The organism is Stenotrophomonas sp. FBCC-B152, assembly GCF_059134105.1.
The window spans coordinates 1,156,955-1,174,457 of record NZ_CP101442.1 but is presented as its reverse complement, the minus strand read 5'-3'; the positions used below and the strand labels follow the sequence as shown (position 1 = coordinate 1,174,457).

The 17,503-nt window shown below is 68.2% G+C and carries 22 protein-coding genes; 3 read left to right on the top strand and 19 right to left on the bottom strand.

What is annotated here, in order from left to right; translation table 11 throughout:
* Window positions 1-198: 198 nt before the first annotated feature.
* From lexA to rlmE, 11 genes are all read right to left on the bottom strand, one after another.
* Window positions 199-849, bottom strand: a complete 651-nt coding sequence (lexA, locus tag NMB40_RS05720; RefSeq protein WP_282247746.1) for a transcriptional repressor LexA — start codon at window positions 847-849, stop codon at window positions 199-201.
* 67 nt (window positions 850-916) lie between these two features.
* Complete coding sequence (gene ubiB / locus NMB40_RS05715) at window positions 917-2,596, bottom strand: 2-polyprenylphenol 6-hydroxylase (protein ID WP_282247747.1); 1,680 nt, start codon at window positions 2,594-2,596, stop codon at window positions 917-919.
* A gap of 35 nt (window positions 2,597-2,631) precedes the next feature.
* The gene (locus tag NMB40_RS05710; RefSeq protein ID WP_282247748.1) at window positions 2,632-3,126 is read right to left on the bottom strand and encodes a CinA family protein; all 495 of its coding nucleotides are present in this window, start codon (window positions 3,124-3,126) and stop codon (window positions 2,632-2,634) included.
* Window positions 3,127-3,130: 4 nt separating this feature from the next.
* Complete coding sequence (gene hflX / locus NMB40_RS05705) at window positions 3,131-4,441, bottom strand: ribosome rescue GTPase HflX (RefSeq protein ID WP_448142453.1); 1,311 nt, start codon at window positions 4,439-4,441, stop codon at window positions 3,131-3,133.
* A 23-nt stretch (window positions 4,442-4,464) separates the two neighbouring features.
* A complete protein-coding gene (gene hfq / locus NMB40_RS05700; protein ID WP_068850887.1) occupies window positions 4,465-4,749 on the bottom strand; it encodes an RNA chaperone Hfq in 285 nt (94 codons plus the stop codon).
* A 102-nt stretch (window positions 4,750-4,851) separates the two neighbouring features.
* Complete coding sequence (miaA, locus tag NMB40_RS05695) at window positions 4,852-5,805, bottom strand: tRNA (adenosine(37)-N6)-dimethylallyltransferase MiaA (RefSeq protein WP_494360425.1); 954 nt, start codon at window positions 5,803-5,805, stop codon at window positions 4,852-4,854.
* Window positions 5,805-6,704: a dihydropteroate synthase gene (gene folP / locus NMB40_RS05690; RefSeq protein ID WP_494360424.1), complete on the bottom strand. Its 900-nt coding sequence runs from the start codon at window positions 6,702-6,704 to the stop codon at window positions 5,805-5,807. The genes miaA and folP overlap by 1 nt, the downstream gene beginning before the upstream one ends.
* Before the next feature lie 78 nt (window positions 6,705-6,782).
* Window positions 6,783-7,277, bottom strand: a complete 495-nt coding sequence (locus NMB40_RS05685; protein WP_282247440.1) for a hypothetical protein — start codon at window positions 7,275-7,277, stop codon at window positions 6,783-6,785.
* A gap of 85 nt (window positions 7,278-7,362) precedes the next feature.
* Window positions 7,363-7,545, bottom strand: a complete 183-nt coding sequence (locus NMB40_RS05680) for a hypothetical protein (RefSeq protein ID WP_494360423.1) — start codon at window positions 7,543-7,545, stop codon at window positions 7,363-7,365.
* An 81-nt stretch (window positions 7,546-7,626) separates the two neighbouring features.
* Window positions 7,627-9,570 (bottom strand): ATP-dependent zinc metalloprotease FtsH, encoded by a 1,944-nt coding sequence (gene ftsH, locus NMB40_RS05675; RefSeq protein ID WP_494360422.1) that lies wholly within the window; start codon window positions 9,568-9,570, stop codon window positions 7,627-7,629.
* A 53-nt stretch (window positions 9,571-9,623) separates the two neighbouring features.
* Window positions 9,624-10,256, bottom strand: a complete 633-nt coding sequence (rlmE, locus tag NMB40_RS05670; RefSeq protein ID WP_068850870.1) for a 23S rRNA (uridine(2552)-2'-O)-methyltransferase RlmE — start codon at window positions 10,254-10,256, stop codon at window positions 9,624-9,626.
* 65 nt (window positions 10,257-10,321) lie between these two features.
* On the opposite strand from rlmE, the gene yhbY reads away from it, so the two are divergent.
* Window positions 10,322-10,627: a ribosome assembly RNA-binding protein YhbY gene (yhbY, locus tag NMB40_RS05665; protein WP_282247437.1), complete on the top strand. Its 306-nt coding sequence runs from the start codon at window positions 10,322-10,324 to the stop codon at window positions 10,625-10,627.
* Between the two features lie 5 nt (window positions 10,628-10,632).
* On the top strand, window positions 10,633-11,028 hold the full coding sequence (locus NMB40_RS05660; RefSeq protein ID WP_494360421.1) for an Mth938-like domain-containing protein: 396 nt from the start codon (window positions 10,633-10,635) through the stop codon (window positions 11,026-11,028).
* Between the two features lie 170 nt (window positions 11,029-11,198).
* On the opposite strand, the gene NMB40_RS05655 is transcribed toward NMB40_RS05660, so the two are convergent.
* The 4 genes from NMB40_RS05655 to surE are packed head-to-tail and all read right to left on the bottom strand — an operon-like array spanning window position 11,199 to window position 14,062.
* Window positions 11,199-11,978 (bottom strand): peptidoglycan DD-metalloendopeptidase family protein, encoded by a 780-nt coding sequence (locus NMB40_RS05655; protein WP_282247435.1) that lies wholly within the window; start codon window positions 11,976-11,978, stop codon window positions 11,199-11,201.
* Window positions 11,975-12,589: a YqaA family protein gene (locus tag NMB40_RS05650; RefSeq protein WP_448142445.1), complete on the bottom strand. Its 615-nt coding sequence runs from the start codon at window positions 12,587-12,589 to the stop codon at window positions 11,975-11,977. Before NMB40_RS05650 ends, NMB40_RS05655 begins: the two co-directional genes overlap by 4 nt.
* A gap of 19 nt (window positions 12,590-12,608) precedes the next feature.
* On the bottom strand, window positions 12,609-13,286 hold the full coding sequence (locus NMB40_RS05645; RefSeq protein ID WP_494360420.1) for a protein-L-isoaspartate(D-aspartate) O-methyltransferase: 678 nt from the start codon (window positions 13,284-13,286) through the stop codon (window positions 12,609-12,611).
* On the bottom strand, window positions 13,283-14,062 hold the full coding sequence (gene surE / locus NMB40_RS05640) for a 5'/3'-nucleotidase SurE (RefSeq protein WP_282247445.1): 780 nt from the start codon (window positions 14,060-14,062) through the stop codon (window positions 13,283-13,285). The genes NMB40_RS05645 and surE overlap by 4 nt, the downstream gene beginning before the upstream one ends.
* Before the next feature lie 187 nt (window positions 14,063-14,249).
* Between surE and NMB40_RS05635 the strand changes: the two genes are divergently transcribed.
* Window positions 14,250-14,789 (top strand): Smr/MutS family protein, encoded by a 540-nt coding sequence (locus NMB40_RS05635; protein ID WP_282247433.1) that lies wholly within the window; start codon window positions 14,250-14,252, stop codon window positions 14,787-14,789.
* 93 nt (window positions 14,790-14,882) lie between these two features.
* Here NMB40_RS05635 and truD read toward each other — a convergent pair whose 3' ends face one another.
* Genes truD through ftsB form a run of 4 tightly spaced genes read right to left on the bottom strand, consistent with a single transcriptional unit; the run spans window position 14,883 to window position 17,500 of the window.
* Window positions 14,883-15,926 (bottom strand): tRNA pseudouridine(13) synthase TruD, encoded by a 1,044-nt coding sequence (truD, locus tag NMB40_RS05630; RefSeq protein WP_494360419.1) that lies wholly within the window; start codon window positions 15,924-15,926, stop codon window positions 14,883-14,885.
* Window positions 15,923-16,417 carry a 2-C-methyl-D-erythritol 2,4-cyclodiphosphate synthase gene (gene ispF / locus NMB40_RS05625; RefSeq protein ID WP_214901319.1) on the bottom strand — a complete coding sequence of 165 codons (495 nt, stop codon included), beginning with the start codon at window positions 16,415-16,417 and terminating at the stop codon, window positions 15,923-15,925. The genes truD and ispF overlap by 4 nt, the downstream gene beginning before the upstream one ends.
* Before the next feature lie 37 nt (window positions 16,418-16,454).
* Window positions 16,455-17,150: a 2-C-methyl-D-erythritol 4-phosphate cytidylyltransferase gene (gene ispD, locus NMB40_RS05620; RefSeq protein WP_494360418.1), complete on the bottom strand. Its 696-nt coding sequence runs from the start codon at window positions 17,148-17,150 to the stop codon at window positions 16,455-16,457.
* Window positions 17,150-17,500: a cell division protein FtsB gene (gene ftsB, locus NMB40_RS05615; RefSeq protein ID WP_494360417.1), complete on the bottom strand. Its 351-nt coding sequence runs from the start codon at window positions 17,498-17,500 to the stop codon at window positions 17,150-17,152. Before ftsB ends, ispD begins: the two co-directional genes overlap by 1 nt.
* Window positions 17,501-17,503 lie beyond the last annotated feature (3 nt).

The window sequence follows — 17,503 nt, the reverse complement described above, 5'->3', positions numbered from 1 at the left end:
TTGGTCCTTGCAGGGGTCATGTCGTTGGAGGGGGTGTCTTTGGAGGTCTTCTTGGCCACGGGGTCACTTTAAGGTTGGCGTATCGCACAGGCTGAGATTCTGCCCGGCGTTCGGAAAAAAATTATCGGACATCCGTACCAACCTCAGCCAAACCAGAGAATCGCCACAAAAGACCGTGCATGTCGTGCGTTGAAGAGATCAGCGATTCGGGCGCAGCAGCCCGCAATAGAGGCCTTCGATGGCGAAGTCCTGGTCAGGCAGGACTTCGATCGGCTTGTAATCGGGATTGCGCGGCAGCAGCCGGATCCGGTCCTTGCCCATCTTCAGCAGCTTGACGGTGATCTCGTCATCGATGCGCGCCACCACGATCTGGCCCGAGCGCGCGTCGCGGGTGCGGTGCACGCCGATCAGGTCACCGTCGAAGATGCCCTCGTCGATCATCGAATCACCCTGCACCTTCAGCAGGTAGTCCGGTGCGGGTGAGAAGAACACCCGGTCCAGCACCACGAAATCGTCCGAGCCGATGTCCGCGCCGATCGGCAGGCCGGCCGCGACCCGGCCCAGCACCGGCAGGCGCAGCACGTGGTCCGGCAGCGCGGCGGCCGCCAGCGAGGCGGGCAAGCCGTCCTGCAGCGGCGGCGCCTGCACCAGCCGGATGCCGCGGGCCTGGCCGGGAATGCGACGGATCGCCCCGGCCTGTTCCAGCGCTTCCAGGTGGTACTGCGCGGCCCGGACGCCCTTGAAGCCGAACGCACGGGCGATTTCCGTCTGCGACGGCGGCGCGCCGTCGGTCTCGATGCGCTCGGCGATCAACTGCAGGATCGCCTGCTGGGTATCGGTAAGGTCCATGGTTAGTAGTATTACTACTAACACCCGAGCCACGCAAGCCCCGATCAGAAAAAGGCCGTAAGGCCCCTCACGGATTCCGCCCCGACCGCCAGATCGAAAACAGGATCCAGACCCCGCAGAACCCCGCCCCCACGAACCCCGCCACGCCCAGCGCCAGCAGCCAGCGGCTCGACAGCCCACCCACGCTGTGCATCACGATCGATGACCCGATGATCAACGCGGCAGTGACAATCCCCACCACCAGCCGGTTCGCCGCCCGGTTGACCTGCTCCCCGAACCCCTGCAATGCCGTGGTCTCGACCTTCAACTGCAGCCGCCCCCGCCGTGCCATCTGCACCAGCTGGCGCACATCGCGCGGCAGGTCGCCGGCCAGGTCCAGCAGCCCGGCCACGCTGCGCTTGCCGCGCTTGAGCAGGGCCGACGGCGCGAACCGCTGCCACATCACCCGCTCCAGGAACGGACGTGCGGCGGTGGCCATGTCGAACTGCGGGTCGAGCTGGCGGCCCATCCCTTCCAGGGTGAGGAAGGTCTTGATCATCAGCGCCAAATCGGCCGGCAGGGTCAGCGCGTACTGGCGCAGCAGCTGGGTGATGTTGCCCAGCATCAGGCCCATGTGCAGGTCCTTCAGCGGCACGCCCCGGTACTGGTCGACGAAGGTGCTGATGTCCTGCTGCAGCCGCGATTCGTCCACGTCCACGCCGCCGGACCAGTCCAGCAGCACGTCGGTGACCGACTCCGGCTCCTGGCTGACCAGCCCGTGGAGCAGCTGCGCGACCTGGAAGCGGCGCTGTTCGGAGATCGCGCCGACCATGCCGAAATCGATCACGCCGATCCTTCCGTCGCGCAGGTAGATGATGTTGCCCGGGTGCGGGTCGGCGTGGAAGCAGCCGTCTTCGAGCACCATCTTGAGCACGATGCGGGCGCCGGTGCGGGCCAGCCGGACCCGGTCGAGTCCGGCCGCATCCACCCCGGCGAGGTCGCGGCCGGGGATGCCGTCCACGAAGTCCTGCACATTGAGGCTCTCGCAGGTCCACTGCCAGTGCACCTTGGGAATCAGGATGTCAGTGCGCCCGGCGAAGTTGCGCGCGATGCGCTCGGCATTGCGGCACTCGGCGGCGAAGTCCAGCTCGCGCCGCAGCGACACCTGGAACTGCTGCACCACTTCGGCCGGCCGGTAGCGGCGCATGTCCGGCAGGCGCGCTTCGACGATTTCAGCCAGCCGCGCGAGCAGGCGCAGGTCGGCTTCGATCACCTCGCGGATGCCGGGGCGGCGGATCTTCAGCACCACCTCGCTGCCATCGTGCAGGGTGGCGCGGTGGGCCTGGGCCAGCGAGGCCGCCGCCAGCGGGGTTTCATCGAGCCAGGCGAACACGTCGGTGGCCGGTGCCCCGAGGTCGGCTTCCAGCTGCTCGCGGACCTGCGCATAGGGCAGCGCCGGCACCGCGTTCTGCAGTTCGGAGAATTCGGCGATCCAGTCCGGCGGGAACAGGTCCACGCGGGTGGCCAGCACCTGGCCGAGCTTGACGAAGGTGGGGCCGAGCTCTTCCATCGCCCGGCGCACCCGCACCGGGGCGGTCATGCGCAGGATCTGCTGGGTATCGTTCCAGTGCAGCAGCCGACCGGCGCGTTCGAGCACGTCGGCCAGGCCGATGCGGCGCACCAGGTCGCCGAAGCCATAGCGGATCAGGACCGAGGCGATTTCCTGCAGGCGCCCCAGGTCACGGACGGTTCCCAGCGTTTCCCACATCGGTGCACCCTCGTTCGACAGCAGGGCTCAGGATGTCACAGCGCCGGGAAAATTCCCGTCAGCGCCTGCTGCACCGTCTGCCGGCGGATGGCTTCGCGGTCGCCCTCGAACTGGAACAGCTGCGCGCGGGCATAGCCACCGCGCTGCTTCCAGCCGATCCAGACGCTGCCCACCGGCTTGTCCGGGCTGCCGCCACCGGGGCCGGCGATGCCGGTCACGGCCACGGCCATGCCGGCACCGGAATTGACCAGCGCGCCGGAGACCATTTCCAGCACGGTTTCGCGGCTGACCGCGCCGAACTGCTCCAGCGTCTGTGCGCGCACGCCGAGCAGGCGCTGCTTGGCCTCGTAGCTGTACACCACCATGCCGCAGTCGAAGAACGCCGACGAACCAGCGATATCGGTCATCGCCTTGGCGATCCAGCCGCCGCTGCAGCTTTCGGCGGTGACCAGCTGCAGCGCAGCCGCTTGCAGTCGCTGGCCGACGTCACGGGCAAGGTCGCCGAGTTCGGCATCGGTGGGGACAGTCACGGACTCACCATTCGGGCAGTTTTTCCGGAAGCAGTGCACGGATCGGGGCACCGTCGTCGGCGGCGGCCAGCTTCTCCGCTTCGGCGATCGGGATCTCAACCTGCAGCAGCCAGCCGTCCTCGTCGCTGCGTTCGCCGCGCACCACTTCCAGCTGGTGCAGGCGCGAGCGCAGGCGGCCGGCGGTCGGCGGCAGGCGCAGGTCGCCGCTGACGTGCTGCAGGCCCAGGCGCTTGCCCAGCACCGATTGCAGCAGGTCCAGGCCCAGCCCATCGCGGGCCGAGATCCAGACGCGTTCGCGGCGTGCGGTATCGGGGATGCCGTCCTGGCCGTCGTGGCGGACCTCGCTGCCCTCGATGCGGTCGATCTTGTTGAACACCAGCAGCTGCGGCAGTTCGCCCGCGCCCACTTCGTTGAGCACTTCGTCCACCTGGGCGATGCGCTCCTCGCGGTGCGGATCGGCGGCATCGACCACGTGCAGCAGGAAATCGGCCTCGCGCGCTTCGCTCAGGGTCGCGCGGAACGCGGCCACCAGCTCGTGCGGCAGGTCGCGGACGAAGCCGACCGTGTCGGCCAGCACCACGTTGCCGCCCGGCACCGCGATGCGGCGCACGGTCGGGTCCAGGGTGGCGAACAGCTTGTCGGCGGCGTACGCCTCCGCGCCGGTCAGCGCGTTGAACAGGGTCGACTTGCCGGCATTGGTGTAGCCCACCAGCGCCACGCGCGGCAGTTCGCTGCGCACGCGGGCACGGCGCATCTGGGTACGCTGCACTTCGACCTTTTCCAGCCGCTTCTGCAGCTGTTCCACCCGCTTCTGCAGCAGGCGGCGGTCGGTTTCGAGCTGGGTTTCACCCGGACCGCGCAGGCCGATGGCACCGCCGCGCTGGCGCTCCAGGTGGGTCCAGCCACGGACCAGCCGGGTGGACATGTGGCGCAGCTGCGCCAGTTCCACCTGCAGCTTGCCTTCGTGGCTGTGCGCACGCTGGGCGAAGATGTCCAGGATCAAGCCGGTACGGTCGATCACCCGGCGCTCGAGGAAGCGCTCCAGGTTGCGCTCCTGCGACGGCGAAAGCGCATGGTTGACCAGCACCAGGTCGGCGCCGGTGGCCTCGGCGGCCGCCTTGATCTCGTCCAGCTTGCCCGAGCCGATCAGGATCGACGGGTTGGGCCGGTCGATGCGCGCGGTCAGGGTAGCGGCGATGCTGGCCCCGGCAGAGCGGGCCAGATCGGTGAACTCTTCCAGCACATCTTCTTCCAGCCGGCCGGAATGCGGCTGGATCAGGAGCGCGTGTTCGCCTCGCTTGGAACGGTCAAACACGCGCGTCTCCGCAGTTGCTTACTTCATTCAACGTCGTCTTCTTCCTGGGCGCCGTCGGCGCCACCTTCATTGGACTGCACATAGCCACCACCGGGACCCACCCGGACGTTGCGTGCCGGCACCACGGTCGAAATGGCGTGCTTGTACACCATCTGGCTGACCGTATTGCGCAGCAGGACAACGAACTGGTCGAACGATTCGATCGTTCCCTGCAATTTGATGCCATTGACCAGATACACCGACACCGGCACGCGTTCGCGCCGAAGTGCATTCAGAAACGGATCCTGCAGCGATTGCCCCTTGGACATTGCACACTCCTCATTATTGTTTTTATGGTCTTCCGGCAACTGCCACGGCCCCCGCCACCGGAACCTCCGATGGTACACGGGCCAAGGGCAAGGCGCTGTGGCTCAGCGGGCAACAAAGGCCGCTACGGCATCGGCCAGGGAATCCCCGTCTATATGGGGATCGAACCAGCGTGCATCAAGCTCGCCGCGCAGCCAGGTCAACTGGCGCTTGGCCAGCTGCCGAGTGGCCTGGATGGCCTTGTCGCGGAAGTCGCGGGCACTGCCCTGCCCGTCCAGGAACTCCCAGGCCTGGCGATAGCCGACGGCCCGGACCGCCGGCAGGTCCAGCGGCGCCGCCACCGCCGCCATCCCAGGCAGCGCACGCAGCGCCCGCACCTCGTCCAGGAAACCCTGGGCGAGCATGCTGTCGAACCGGGTTTCGATCCGCTGGTGCAGCACGCTGCGCTCGCGCGGGGCCAGCACCAGCTTCAGGCAGCGCACCGGCAGGCGGTCCACGCCGGGCAGCTTCTGCCACTCGCTGATCGGCGTGCCGGTCAGGCGATAGACCTCCAGCGCCCGCTGGATGCGCTGCGGGTCGGTCGCATGGATACGGGCTGCAGCGGCGGGATCGATCCCGGCCAGCTGTGCGTGCAGCGCCGGCCAGCCAAGTTCTGCCGCCTCGGCGCCGATCACCGCCCGGGTCGCCGGGTCGGCCGGTGGCATCGGCGACAGCCCCTGCAGCAACGCGCGGAAGTACAACCCGGTGCCGCCGGCCAGGATCGGCATGCGTCCGCGCGCGATGATGTCGGCCACCACGCGTGCGGCATCCACGGCGAACTCCGCCGCTGAATAGGTCTGCCACGGATCGCGCAGGTCGAGCAGGTGGTGTGGTGCCTGCGCGCGCTCGGCGGCATCGGGCTTGGCCGAGCCGATATCCAGCCCGCGGTAGACCAGCGCCGAATCGACGCTGACGATCTCCCCGCCCAGTTGCCGCGCCAGTGCGATGGCGGTGGCGGTCTTGCCCGACGCGGTCGGGCCCATCACCGCGATCGCCAGCGGGCGCCGGTCGGCGCCCATCAGCCCTCGTCCGGCCAGCGCGGCATCGCCGGGGCGGCATCCACCCGCGGCATCGGCACCGCATCGACCGCCGCCCACACCTTCAGTGCGTCCACGGTGGCAGCGACGTCATGCACGCGCAGGATCGTGGCGCCGCGCTGGGCGGCGACCAGATGCGCGGCGACCGAGCCGGCCACGCGCTCGCGCGGCGCCTCGCGCCCAGTCAATTCGCCGATGCTGCGCTTGCGCGACAGCCCGGCCAGCATCGGCACGCCCAGTTCCAGGAAGCGCGCCGAGCGCGCCAGCAGGATCATGTTGTGTTCGGTGGTCTTGCCGAAGCCGAAGCCCAGGTCGATCACCAGGTTCTTCTTCGCGATGCCGGCCATTTCGGCCGAGAACATCCGATCGACCAGGAACCGGTGCACCTCGGCCACGACATCGTCGTAGTGCGGGGTGTACTGCATGCTGCCGGGTTCGCCCTGCATGTGCATCAGCACCACCGGCACGCCCAGCTCGGCGGCGGCGGCCAATGCCCCGTCCTGCCGCAGCGCATGGATGTCGTTGATCATGCCGGCACCGGCGGCCACCGCCGCGCGCATCACCTCCGGCTTGAAGGTGTCGATGCTGATCGGCACCTGCGTCTGGGCGGCGAGCTGTTCGATCACCGGGACCACCCGGCGAAGCTCTTCCTCCAGCGCTACCGGCGCGGCACCGGGCCGGGTCGATTCGCCACCGATGTCGAGCAGGTCGGCGCCTTCGGCCACCAGTTGCAGTCCATGGGCGACCGCCGCTTCGGTACTGTCGTGCGCGCCACCGTCCGAGAACGAATCCGGGGTGACGTTGACGATGCCCATGACACGCGGGCGGTCCAGCCGCAGCACGCGGCCGCCGCAGTCCAGCTGGGGAGAAGTATCGAACATGGGCCTTCCACGAAATACGCCAGCGCCTAGTTTACGCCGGCGTACCCCGATAACCCGCGGCCCGCGGAGCCTGGCGGGCTAGAAATCGCCCAGCTTGGCCTCGTCGGTCGGGTTGGCCAGCCACTCGGCGAGGTCGTTGCCGATGGCGGTGACCACGCGCTGGAGCACGTCGCAGGAGCCCTTGAACAGGCCGCCTGGACCACCGCGCGAAATCCGCCGCGCCGTCACCGCCGCCACCTTCTGCCCGTCGTCCATCAACACGCCGCGCACGGTCGCGGACTTGTAGTGGTTGTAGCCGGTGCGGGCGCTCTGCGCCTCCACGATCTCCAGCTTCAGCACCCGGCCTTCGGTGGCCAGCTGCTCGTCGAAGGCGATGGTATTGCCGAAGTCCGGCGCGCTGTTGCCCAGCGCGGTCCCCAGCTGGGCGCCCATCCGGCATTCGGCCTTGATGTTGTCGGCGATGTAGGACGTTTCGGAGAACGGCACCGGGTCCTGCACGTGGACGGTGGCCGCGAACGCGGGCGTGGCACAGCACAGCAGCGCGGCAGTCGCCGCGCGCATCGAATGACGCATGTATTCCCCCTGGAATGATGTTCACGGCCGCGCGGTGCGACCGTGCCTGCGCATCGTGCCGGGCGCGGCGCGCGGCCGCAAGGGCTCAGCGCCGGCGGCGCTTGCGGTCCACGTACAGGGTCTTGGCCACGCTCAGGCCAATGCCGAGCACGATGCCGACGATGCCGCCAAGCAGGTAGTTCCCGCTGAGCACGCCGACCGCGGCGCCGACCACCGTGGCGATCACGATTTCGGTGGTGTGGGATATCTGCGGCGGCGGGGTGGACATGGCAACTCCGGAACGGCGGTCAGGCGGGAAGGAAACGAAGAAGGCCGGGTTGCCCCGGCCTTCGTCTGTCATCGGTTCAACTCAGAGCTGTTCGGCGGGCCCGGCAATCGGCGGCACCGGACGGGCGTCGCCGCCCTTGTCGTTGTTGTTGCTGCCACCGTCCTTGTTGGACTTGCCCCAGCCCATCGGGGGCGGCGGATCGCGGCCTTCCATGATGGCGTCGATCTGCGGCGCATCGATGGTCTCGTACTGCAGCAGCAGCTGGGACATGGTGTGCAGCTTGTCGAGGTTGGCGGTGACCAGCTCGGTGGTACGGGCGTAGGCCTTGTCCAGGATGCTGCGCACCACTTCATCGATGCGGCGCGCGGTATCGTCGGACACGCTCTTGTGCTGCGTCACCGAACGGCCCAGGAACACTTCGTCGTCCTCTTCGCCATAGGCGATCGGGCCGAGCTCGTCGGACAGGCCCCACTTGGTGACCATGTTGCGGGCCATCTTGGTGGCGCGTTCGATGTCGTTGGAGGCGCCGGTGGTGACCTTGTCGGCACCGAAGATCAGCTCCTCAGCCACGCGGCCGCCGTACAGCGAGCACAGCTGCGATTCGATCGCCACCCGGTTCATCGAGTACTTGTCGCCTTCCGGCAGGTACATGGTCACGCCCAGCGCGCGACCACGCGGGATGATGGTGACCTTGTAGACCGGATCGTGCTCGGGCACCAGGCGCCCGACGATGGCGTGGCCGGCTTCGTGGTAGGCGGTGAGCGTCTTCTCTTCTTCGCTCATGGCCATCGAACGGCGCTCGGCACCCATCAGGATCTTGTCGCGCGCACGATCGAAGTGCTCCATGCGCACTTCCTTCTCGTTGCTGCGGGCCGCAAACAATGCCGCCTCGTTGCACAGGTTGGCCAGGTCGGCACCGGAGAAGCCCGGGGTGCCGCGCGCGATCACCATCGGCTCGACGTCGTCGGCCAGCGGCAGCTTGCGCATGTGCACCTTGAGGATCTGCTCACGGCCCTTGACGTCAGCCAGCCCGACCACGACCTGGCGGTCGAAGCGGCCCGGGCGCAGCAGCGCCGGGTCCAGCACGTCGGGACGGTTGGTGGCGGCGATGACGATCACGCCCTCGCCCCCTTCGAAGCCGTCCATTTCCACCAGCAGCTGGTTCAGGGTCTGCTCGCGCTCATCATGACCGCCGCCCAGGCCGGCACCGCGATGGCGGCCGACGGCGTCGATTTCGTCGATGAAGATGATGCACGGGGCCTGCTTCTTGGCCTGCTCGAACATGTCGCGCACGCGGCTGGCGCCGACGCCGACGAACATTTCCACGAAGTCCGAACCGGAGATCGAGAAGAACGGGACCTTGGCTTCGCCGGCGATGGCACGGGCCAGCAGGGTCTTGCCGGTACCGGGCGGGCCGACCATCAGCACGCCGCGCGGGATCTTGCCGCCCAGCTTGGTGAACTTGGTCGGATCGCGCAGGAAGTCGACCAGTTCGCCGACTTCTTCCTTGGCTTCGTCGCAGCCGGCGACGTCGGCGAAGGTGACCTTGATCTGGTCTTCGCCCTGCAGCTTGGCGCGCGACTTGCCGAAGGACATCGCGCCCTTGGCACCGCCGCCACCGCCCTGCATCTGGCGCATGATGAACAACCAGAAGCCGATGATCAGGATCACCGGGAGGAAGTTCATCAGGATCGCGCCCAGCGAGATGCCGCTGGACGGCTCTTCCTGGACGATTTCCACGTTCTTGGCACGCAGGATGTTGATCAGGTCGCGATCCATCGGCGCGGTGATGGTGGCCGACTGGCCGCTGCGCGTGGTGTACGAGATCTGGTTGGTGCCGCTGCGCATGTCGCCGCTGAAGGTCACCTTCTGGACGTTGCCGCCATCCACCTGGTCCAGGAACTGCGAATATGTGGCGCCCTGGGCACCGGCGCCGCTGCTCTTTGGCGAGAAGCTCTGGAACACCACCATGAGCACCACGGCGACGACCACCCATAGCAGGAGGTTCTTGGTCAAGTCGTTCATCCTCATTGGCTCCGGTGTTCCTCTAATGCCTGACGCAATTGGTATGGTTGAGCTTACTTGATCTGGGTGCGTTTGCCCTGCCCCAAGGCATACACCTCGGGCGAGCGCTTCCGGGACGCTTCAGGCTTGCGGATCACGACCTTGTCGTACCGGCGGCGCATCTCGCGCACGTAGTCGTCAAAGCCCACGCCCTGGAACAGCTTGATCAGGAACGCGCCACCCGGCTTGAGATGGTTGTCGGCAAAATCCAGCGCCAACTCGGCCAGGTGCATCATCCGCGGCTGGTCTACCGCGTCCATACCACTTTTATTGGGGGCCATATCCGAGAGCACAAGGTCTACCGGCTGATCCCCGAGCATGGCTTCAAACTGCGATAGGACGGCCTGCTCCCTGAAGTCCCCGTGAAGGAACTCCACGCCGGCCAGCGGCGGCATCTCCAGAATGTCCAGGGCCAGCACCCGGCCGGTGTCGCCGATCTGGCGCCGGACCTGCTGCGACCAGCCGCCCGGGGCGGCGCCCAGGTCGACCACCACCATGTGCGGCTTCAGCAGCCGGTCACGCGCGAGCAGCTCCTCCAGTTTGTAGGCCGCGCGCGAGCGCATGCCCTCGGCCTGGGCCTTCTTCACGAAGGGGTCGGCGAAGTGTTCTTTCAACCAGCGTTGGCTGCTCTTGCTGCGGGAAACCATTGGAGATAGGGCCGGACGGGGTGGTCATGATACCCTGATCGCCCCAGTTAACCGCTTGTTCCTGAATGTCTATTGTCCTGACCTCGTCCCAGACCCGCTTCCTCCGCGGCCAAGCCCATGATCTGAAAGCCCTGCTGCAGATCGGCGGCAAGGGGGTCACGCCGGCCTTCCTGGCTGAACTGGACGAAGTCCTGGAGCGCCATGAACTGATCAAGGTGAAGGTGGGCGCGGAAGACCGCGATGCCCGCGACGCCATGATCGCCGAGCTGGTCCAGGCCTCCGACAGCGCGCTGGTGCAGCGCATCGGCCACGTGGCCGTGCTCTACCGCCCCAGCAAGGAACAGCGCCAGATCGTGCTTCCGCGCGGCTGATCGCCATGCAGCTGAACCACGAAATCCCCGATTACGCCTATGCGTTCCGTGCCGTCGGCACGGGTTCGGTGGTGCTGGAAGACCGCGAGCAGGTCCGTACCCGCGAGCTGGGCCAGAGCTTCATCGTGACCCCGCACACGCTGGTGGAGGCCTGGCCGGCACCGGCCACTGCCAGGGAACTGACCCCGGAAGACCTGGCACCGATCCTGGCGCTGGCGCCGGAGCTGGTGATCCTGGGCACCGGGGCGACGCAGCTGTTCCCGTCCGCCGCCGTGATGGGGGCCTGCCTGACCCGCAACATCGGCATCGAAGTGATGACCAATGCGGCGGCGGCCCGGACCTTCAACCTGCTGGCCAGCGAGAGCCGCAAGGTGGCCGCGGCGATCCTGCTGCCGGGCTGAAGTTCGTTGTTTTCGTTCAGGAAAGGCTGCCGTTGGCAGCCTTTTTTGTGTCGATCGTCCGGAAGCTGCAGCCACGCAGGGCGTGGCTCTACCGGCAGATGACGTAGAGCCACGCCCTGCGTGGCTCTACCGGCAGATGACGTAGAGCCACGCCCTGCGTGGCTGCGCGATCATTTAGGCGGCAGGTACAGCAGCGGGTCTACCGGCTTGCCGTTGTAGCGGATCTCGAAGTGCAGCATGTCGCGGGTGGTGCCGGTACGGCCCATCTCGGCGATCTGCTCGCCGGCCTTGACGCTCTGGCCTTCATTGACCAGACGCTTGCGGTTGTGGCCATAGGCCGACAGCCACTGGTCGCTGTGCTTGACGATGATCAGCTCGCCGAAACCGACCAGGCCGGCGCCGGAATAGACCACCACGCCCGGCGCGGTGGCGCGCACTGGCTGGCCGCTGCTGCCGGCGATATCCACGCCCTGCTTGGTGACATCGGCACCGACGAAGCGACCGACGACAGCACCGTCGGCCGGCCAGCGCCAGCTGATGTTGCTCTTGATCGCGGTGGTCGGCGACGGGGTCGGCGCAGGTGCCGGCGTGGGCGCGGTGCCGCCCGGTCGCGGCGCGGTCACCACGGTGGTCGGCGCGCGGCCCGGCGTGTTGCCCGGGTACAGCCGCAGGACCTGGCCCGGGTAGATCGTGTACGGCTCGGCCAGCCCGTTCCAGCCCGCCAGGTCGCGCGGGGTGATGTTGTGGATGCGTGCCAGTGCGTACAGGGTGTCGCCACGACGCACCACGGCGGTCTGGCCCGGCTTGGCCACCGAGGTCTGCGGCGTGGTGTGCGCGGTGCGCCCGCCGGACGGCTTGACCACCGTGGCGGTGCCGCAGGCACTCAGGGTGGACGCCACCAGCAGCAGGGCGGTCAGCCGTGCGGCCCCGCTCAAACGATCAGCACTCATGCGAACTTCGCTCTCCAGACAAGCCAGGCCACCAGACCCACCACCAGTGCGGTGGCAATCCAGCCCAGCGGTTCAATCCAACGCCGCAGCGCCGCTTCGGCACGCGCCCCGCCAATGCGGATGACGGCAGCCAGCACGTAAACGCGTTTGCCCCGCCCGATCAACATGCTCAGGAAGTACTGCGGCAGCGGCACGCCGACGATACCCGATGCCCACGTGAAGACCTTCATCGGGATGGGCATGAAGCCGCCCAGCACCAGGAAGGTGAACACCGCCCAGGGCGATTCAGCCATCTTGGCCTGCACGATGGCGATGCCGCCTTCGATGCTGGTCAACATGCCCATCGCGGCGAACAGCGGTTTGACCGCTTCAAACGCATAGTGACCCAGCGCATAGCCGACCAGCGCACCGGCCATCGAGCCGGCCAGGCTGAGCGTGGCGAACCACCAGCCGCGCTTGGGCTGGGCCACGCACATCGGCGCCAGCATCACTTCGGGCATCACCGGGAAGATGATCGCCTCGATGAAGCTCAGCACCGTCAGGTAGGTCGGGGCGCGCTCGTGCGCGGCCCACTTCATTGCCCGCTCATACAGCGGACCAAAAATCTTCATGACGCGACGCTCCTTGGAATCAGTCCAGCATGCCAGACAGCAGCGGCACGAACGTGACCGGCGCCAGTACCTGCTGTTCAACGCTGCCGTCGTCGCGACGGGTCAGCTGGATCAGCGACTGCGCCCCTGCCCCGCCGACCGGCGCGACCAGGCGCCCGCCCACGGCCAGCTGGTCGACCAGTGCATCGACCAGCGCCGGCGCCGCGGCGGTCACCACGATGGCGTCGAACGGGCCATGCTCGGCCCAGCCGATGCGGCCATCGTCGTGCTTGCTGCGGATGTTCATGCCCAGTGCGCGGAAGCGCTTGCGCGCCTGCCGCAGCAGGTCGCCGATGCGCTCGACGGTGTAGACCTCCAGCCCCAGCGCACCAAGCACGGCGGCCTGGTAGCCCGAGCCGGTGCCCACTTCCAGCACCTTCTTCGGCGCCGACTGCAGCACCGCTTCGGTCATCCGTGCCACCACCCACGGCTGGGAGATGGTCTGGCCGTGGCCGATCGGCAATGCGGTGTCTTCGTAGGCACGCGAGGCCAGGGCCTCGTCGATGAACAGATGCCGCGGCACGACCCGGATCGCATTGAGGGTGGCTTCGTCGGCGATGCCGCTCTCGCGCAGGCGTTCGACCAGGCGGTCGCGCACGCGCTGGGAGGTCATGCCGATCCCGACCGCTTCGGGCTGCAGGCGCAGGCGCTGGCTCATGCCGGCCGGTCCAGCGCGGCGGTCAGCCCGCCTACCCAGCTGGCGACCTTCTCCAGTGCCTGGTAACGGGTCAGGTCGACCTGGATCGGGGTGATCGAGATGAAGCCGTTGCGCACGGCGTGGAAGTCCGTGCCCGGGCCCGAATCCTGTTCGCGCCCGGCCGGGCCGATCCAGAACACTTCATTGCCGCGCGGGTCGCGCTGGGCGATGCAGCCTTCGGCACGGTGGCGGTTGCCCAGGCGGGTCACTTCGAAGCCACGCACCTCCGACCACGGCAGGTCGGGCACGTTGACGTTGAGGATGGTGTCGGCCGGCAGCGGGTCGGCCTTGAGCCGGGTGACGATCTCCACCGCGGCACGCGCGGCGGTTTCGAAATTGCGCGGGTCGTGGTTGTGGGTGACCAGCGACATCGCCACCGCCGGCAGGCCGAGGAAACGCCCTTCCATCGCCGCCGACACGGTGCCGGAGTAGATGACGTCGTCGCCCAGGTTGGCCGCGTTGTTGATGCCCGACACCACGATGTCCGGGTCGTATTCGAGCAGGCCGGTCAGCGCCAGGTGCACGCAGTCGGTCGGGGTACCGGCCACCGAACAGGTGTAGTGGTCGATGCGCTTGACCCGCACCGGCAGGTCCAGGGTCAGCGAGTTGCTGGCGCCGGAGCGGTCGCGGTCGGGGGCGACCACCATCACTTCATGGCCGGCCTCGCGCAGCACGGAGGCGAGCATCCTGATGCCGGGGGCATCGACGCCGTCGTCGTTGCTGACCAGGATCCGCATCTGGGTTTTAACCGCTTGATTGTTCAAGACTTCATTTCCATCACTTTCCAGCGTTGGCGGGGCCGGCCTTCACCCGTTCCGGGATCACCGACCGCGCAAGTGCGTCAGCTATTGTGCCGCAAGCGGGCAGATCGGCCTACCCCGGCGGGAGGTAGGCACGGCCGATTCAGGGCATTAGGCTGTACGCATGTCACATCCTGAAGACGAAGATCCGGCCGCGCTGTTCCGCGCCGCCATCGGCGAGGTCACGCCGCTGCGCAAGCCGGTGGCCGCACCGCCCGCAACGCCGCGGCCGAAGCCGCGTGCGCGCATGGCCGAACAGGACGAAGACGCCGCGCGCGGGGAGTTCGCCCGGCTGCTGCGCGACAGCAGCCCGCTGGAGGCCGGCGACACCGCCAGTTACCGGCGCGAAAACCTGCCGGCACGGATGTTCCAGCGGCTCAAGCGCGGCCAGTATTCGGTGCAGGATGAGCTGGACCTGCACGGGGCGACCGTGGTCCAGGCGGAGACGCTGCTGCGCCAGTTCCTGCTGGAAGCGCATGCGCACGAGCATGGCTGCGTGCGCATCATCCATGGCAAGGGGCTGCAGTCCGATGGGGGTGCGCCGATCCTGAAGAACCTGGTGGACCGGTTGCTGCGCCAGCGCAATGACGTGCTGGCGTTTCATTCGGCACCGGCCGGGCAAGGCGGCACCGGCGCGGTGCTGGTGTTGTTGGCGAATCGGTGATTGCCGGCACCGCGCAGCCACGCAGGGCGTGGCTCTACGGTGCATGGACGCCGGTAGAGCCACGCCCTGCGTGGCTACGTGGCTACGTGGCAATCAAACGTTCGACGCGGCCCCGGCCACGTCGCTGACGGGCCCCAACTCGTGCAGCACCGCCGTCGCATAACACCCCGGCGGCAGCGCGAACGTGACTTCCAGGACGTCTGCTTCCAGCCAGCGATGCTGGAGGTTGGCCGGGCGCAGCCGCAACGCGCGGCGCTCCTGCTTCAGGCGCGCGCCTTCCAGCCCGGTGCGCAGCTGCAGTGACTGCTCGTCGCTGATCGCACCGAGCTCCAGTTCGGCCGCCGCGCCGCTGCTGCGCAGCTCGCCTTCGCCCCACAACGGACCGCTGGGATGGATGTCGAAGCGGCCCAGGCGATCGGCCAGCAGGTCGGTCCACGGCTCGGGGCCAAACACGCTGCGGCTGCCATCGAGCATCCACACCTCACCCTCGAGCGGGCTGTCCCAGGTGCCCTGCGCGACGCGTTCGGCCAGCACCTGGTTGAACAGCGCCGAACGCGCGGCCGACAACAGCAGCGAGCGCTGGTCGGGACGCACGCGGCGTCCGCCAAACATCGCCAGCGCGGCCGGCACGTTGCCGCCATCGCGGCCGAAACGCTGCTCGCCGAACCAGTTCGGCAGGCCGCGCGCGGCGATCAGCGACAGCCGCTCGTCGATCGCCTTCGGCTCGCCCTGCACATTGCGCAGCACCAGCCGGAAGCGGTTGCCGGCCAGCGCGCCGCGCTGCAGCTTGCGGTTGTGCCAGGTGGATTCGACCACCTCCACTTCGTCCGAGGCCAGCATCGCAATGTCCGGCGCGATGCGCTTGGGCAGGTGCACGCTGAACCGCTGCGTGGTGACCGCATGCCGGTCCTTCATGCCGGCATAGCTGACCGCCATGTCCGGCAGCCCCGCCCACTTCGCCAGCAGCTTGGCCACATGCACGGTGTTGGCGCCGCGCTTGCGGATCGTCAACAGCAGGTGCTCGCCCTCCCCGGTCGGCTCGAACGCCGGCAGTTCGTCCACCTGGAAATCTTCCGGGGTGGTGCGGATGTCGGCACGCAGCAGCGGCTCGCCGAAGGCCAGCGGCAACGGGATCACAGCGCCACCAGCAGCACGACGGCCTGGGCGGCGATGCCTTCGCCACGCCCGGTGAACCCGAGCTTCTCGGAGGTGGTGGCCTTGACGCTCACCGCATCCAGCGCGATGCCCAGCAGCCCGGCGATGCGCTCGCGCATGGCCAGCGCATGCGGGCCGACCTTGGGCCGCTCGCAGATCACGGTGATGTCGGTGTTGCCGACCTGCCAGCCGCGTTCGCGCAGCAGGCTGTTGCAGTGCTCGAGGAAACGGCTGCTGTCGGCATCCTTCCAGCGCATGTCCGACGGCGGGAAGTGCTGGCCGATGTCGCCCAGCGACAGCGCGCCCAGCATGGCATCGCACAGCGCGTGCAGGATCACATCGCCATCGCTGTGCGCCAGCACGCCGCAGCTGTGCGCGACGCGGATGCCGCCGAGCATGATGTGGTCGCCCTCGCCGAAGGCGTGGACGTCATAACCCTGCCCGATGCGGACCGGAGGAAACGGGGTGTTCATGGCAAAAAACCTGCGGTGATGGCCGGCGCGGACGGGCTCAGGAGCCGCGGCGCGACAGCTCGAATTCGAATCGGGACAGATCGGCCGGGGTGGTGACCTTGAAGTTGTCCTCGTTGCCCTCGACCAGCAACGGGCGCAGCCCCTGCCGCTCCATCGCCATGGCGTCGTCGGTGACGTCCACGCCGGCGGCGGCCGCTTCCTGCAGCGCGCGGGCCAGCTGGTGACGGCGGAACAGCTGCGGGGTCAGCGCGCGCCACAGGCGCGCACGCGGCTCGGTGCCGTCAATGCCGCCGTCATCGCCGGCCCGCTTGAGGGTGTCGCGCACCGGCGCGGCCAGGATCGCGCCGACCGGATCATTGCGCCCCACTTCCAGCAGGCGGCCGAGGTCGGCTGCGGCCAGGTTCGGCCGCGCGGCATCGTGGACCAGCACGAAATCGTCGGCCCGTACGCTGTCGGGCAGTGCCTGCAGGCCAGCCAGCACGGAGGCGGCACGGGTGGCCCCGCCGGTGCAGGTGAGGATCGGTTTGTCGGCCAGCGACTGCCAGCCCGGCCAGTCGACATCATTCTCGGCGATGACCACCATCACCCCGGCCACGACCGGGTGCGACAGCAGCGCTTCCAGGGTGTGCGCAAGCAGCACCCGGTCGCCTGCGAGCAGGTACTGCTTGGGCGTGTCGCTGCCGAAGCGGGTGCCACGGCCGGCGGCCGGAACCACGGCCCAGACGCTGCCCATCAGGGCACGTCCGGGTGCGGCGCGTTCGGGTCGGCGGCCAGCGCCGGCGGGCGCGGCGCCGCCACCGGGGCATTCTCGACCACGCGGTAGAACTTCTCGCCGGGCTTGATCATGCCCAGCTCGCTGCGCGCGCGTTCCTCGATGGCGGCCTCGCCTTCCTTGAGGTCCTTGACCTCGGCCGCCAGCGCGTCATTGCGCTGCTGCAGGCCGGCGTTGTCGCGCCTCTGGGATTCAACCTGGGCTTCGAGCATCATCACTTCTCCCGAATTGCCCGGGCCAAACCAGAAGCGGTACTGCAACCATACCAGCAGTACCGCGAGCACCAGCAGCAGCCAGCGCCAGGTGCGCATGCG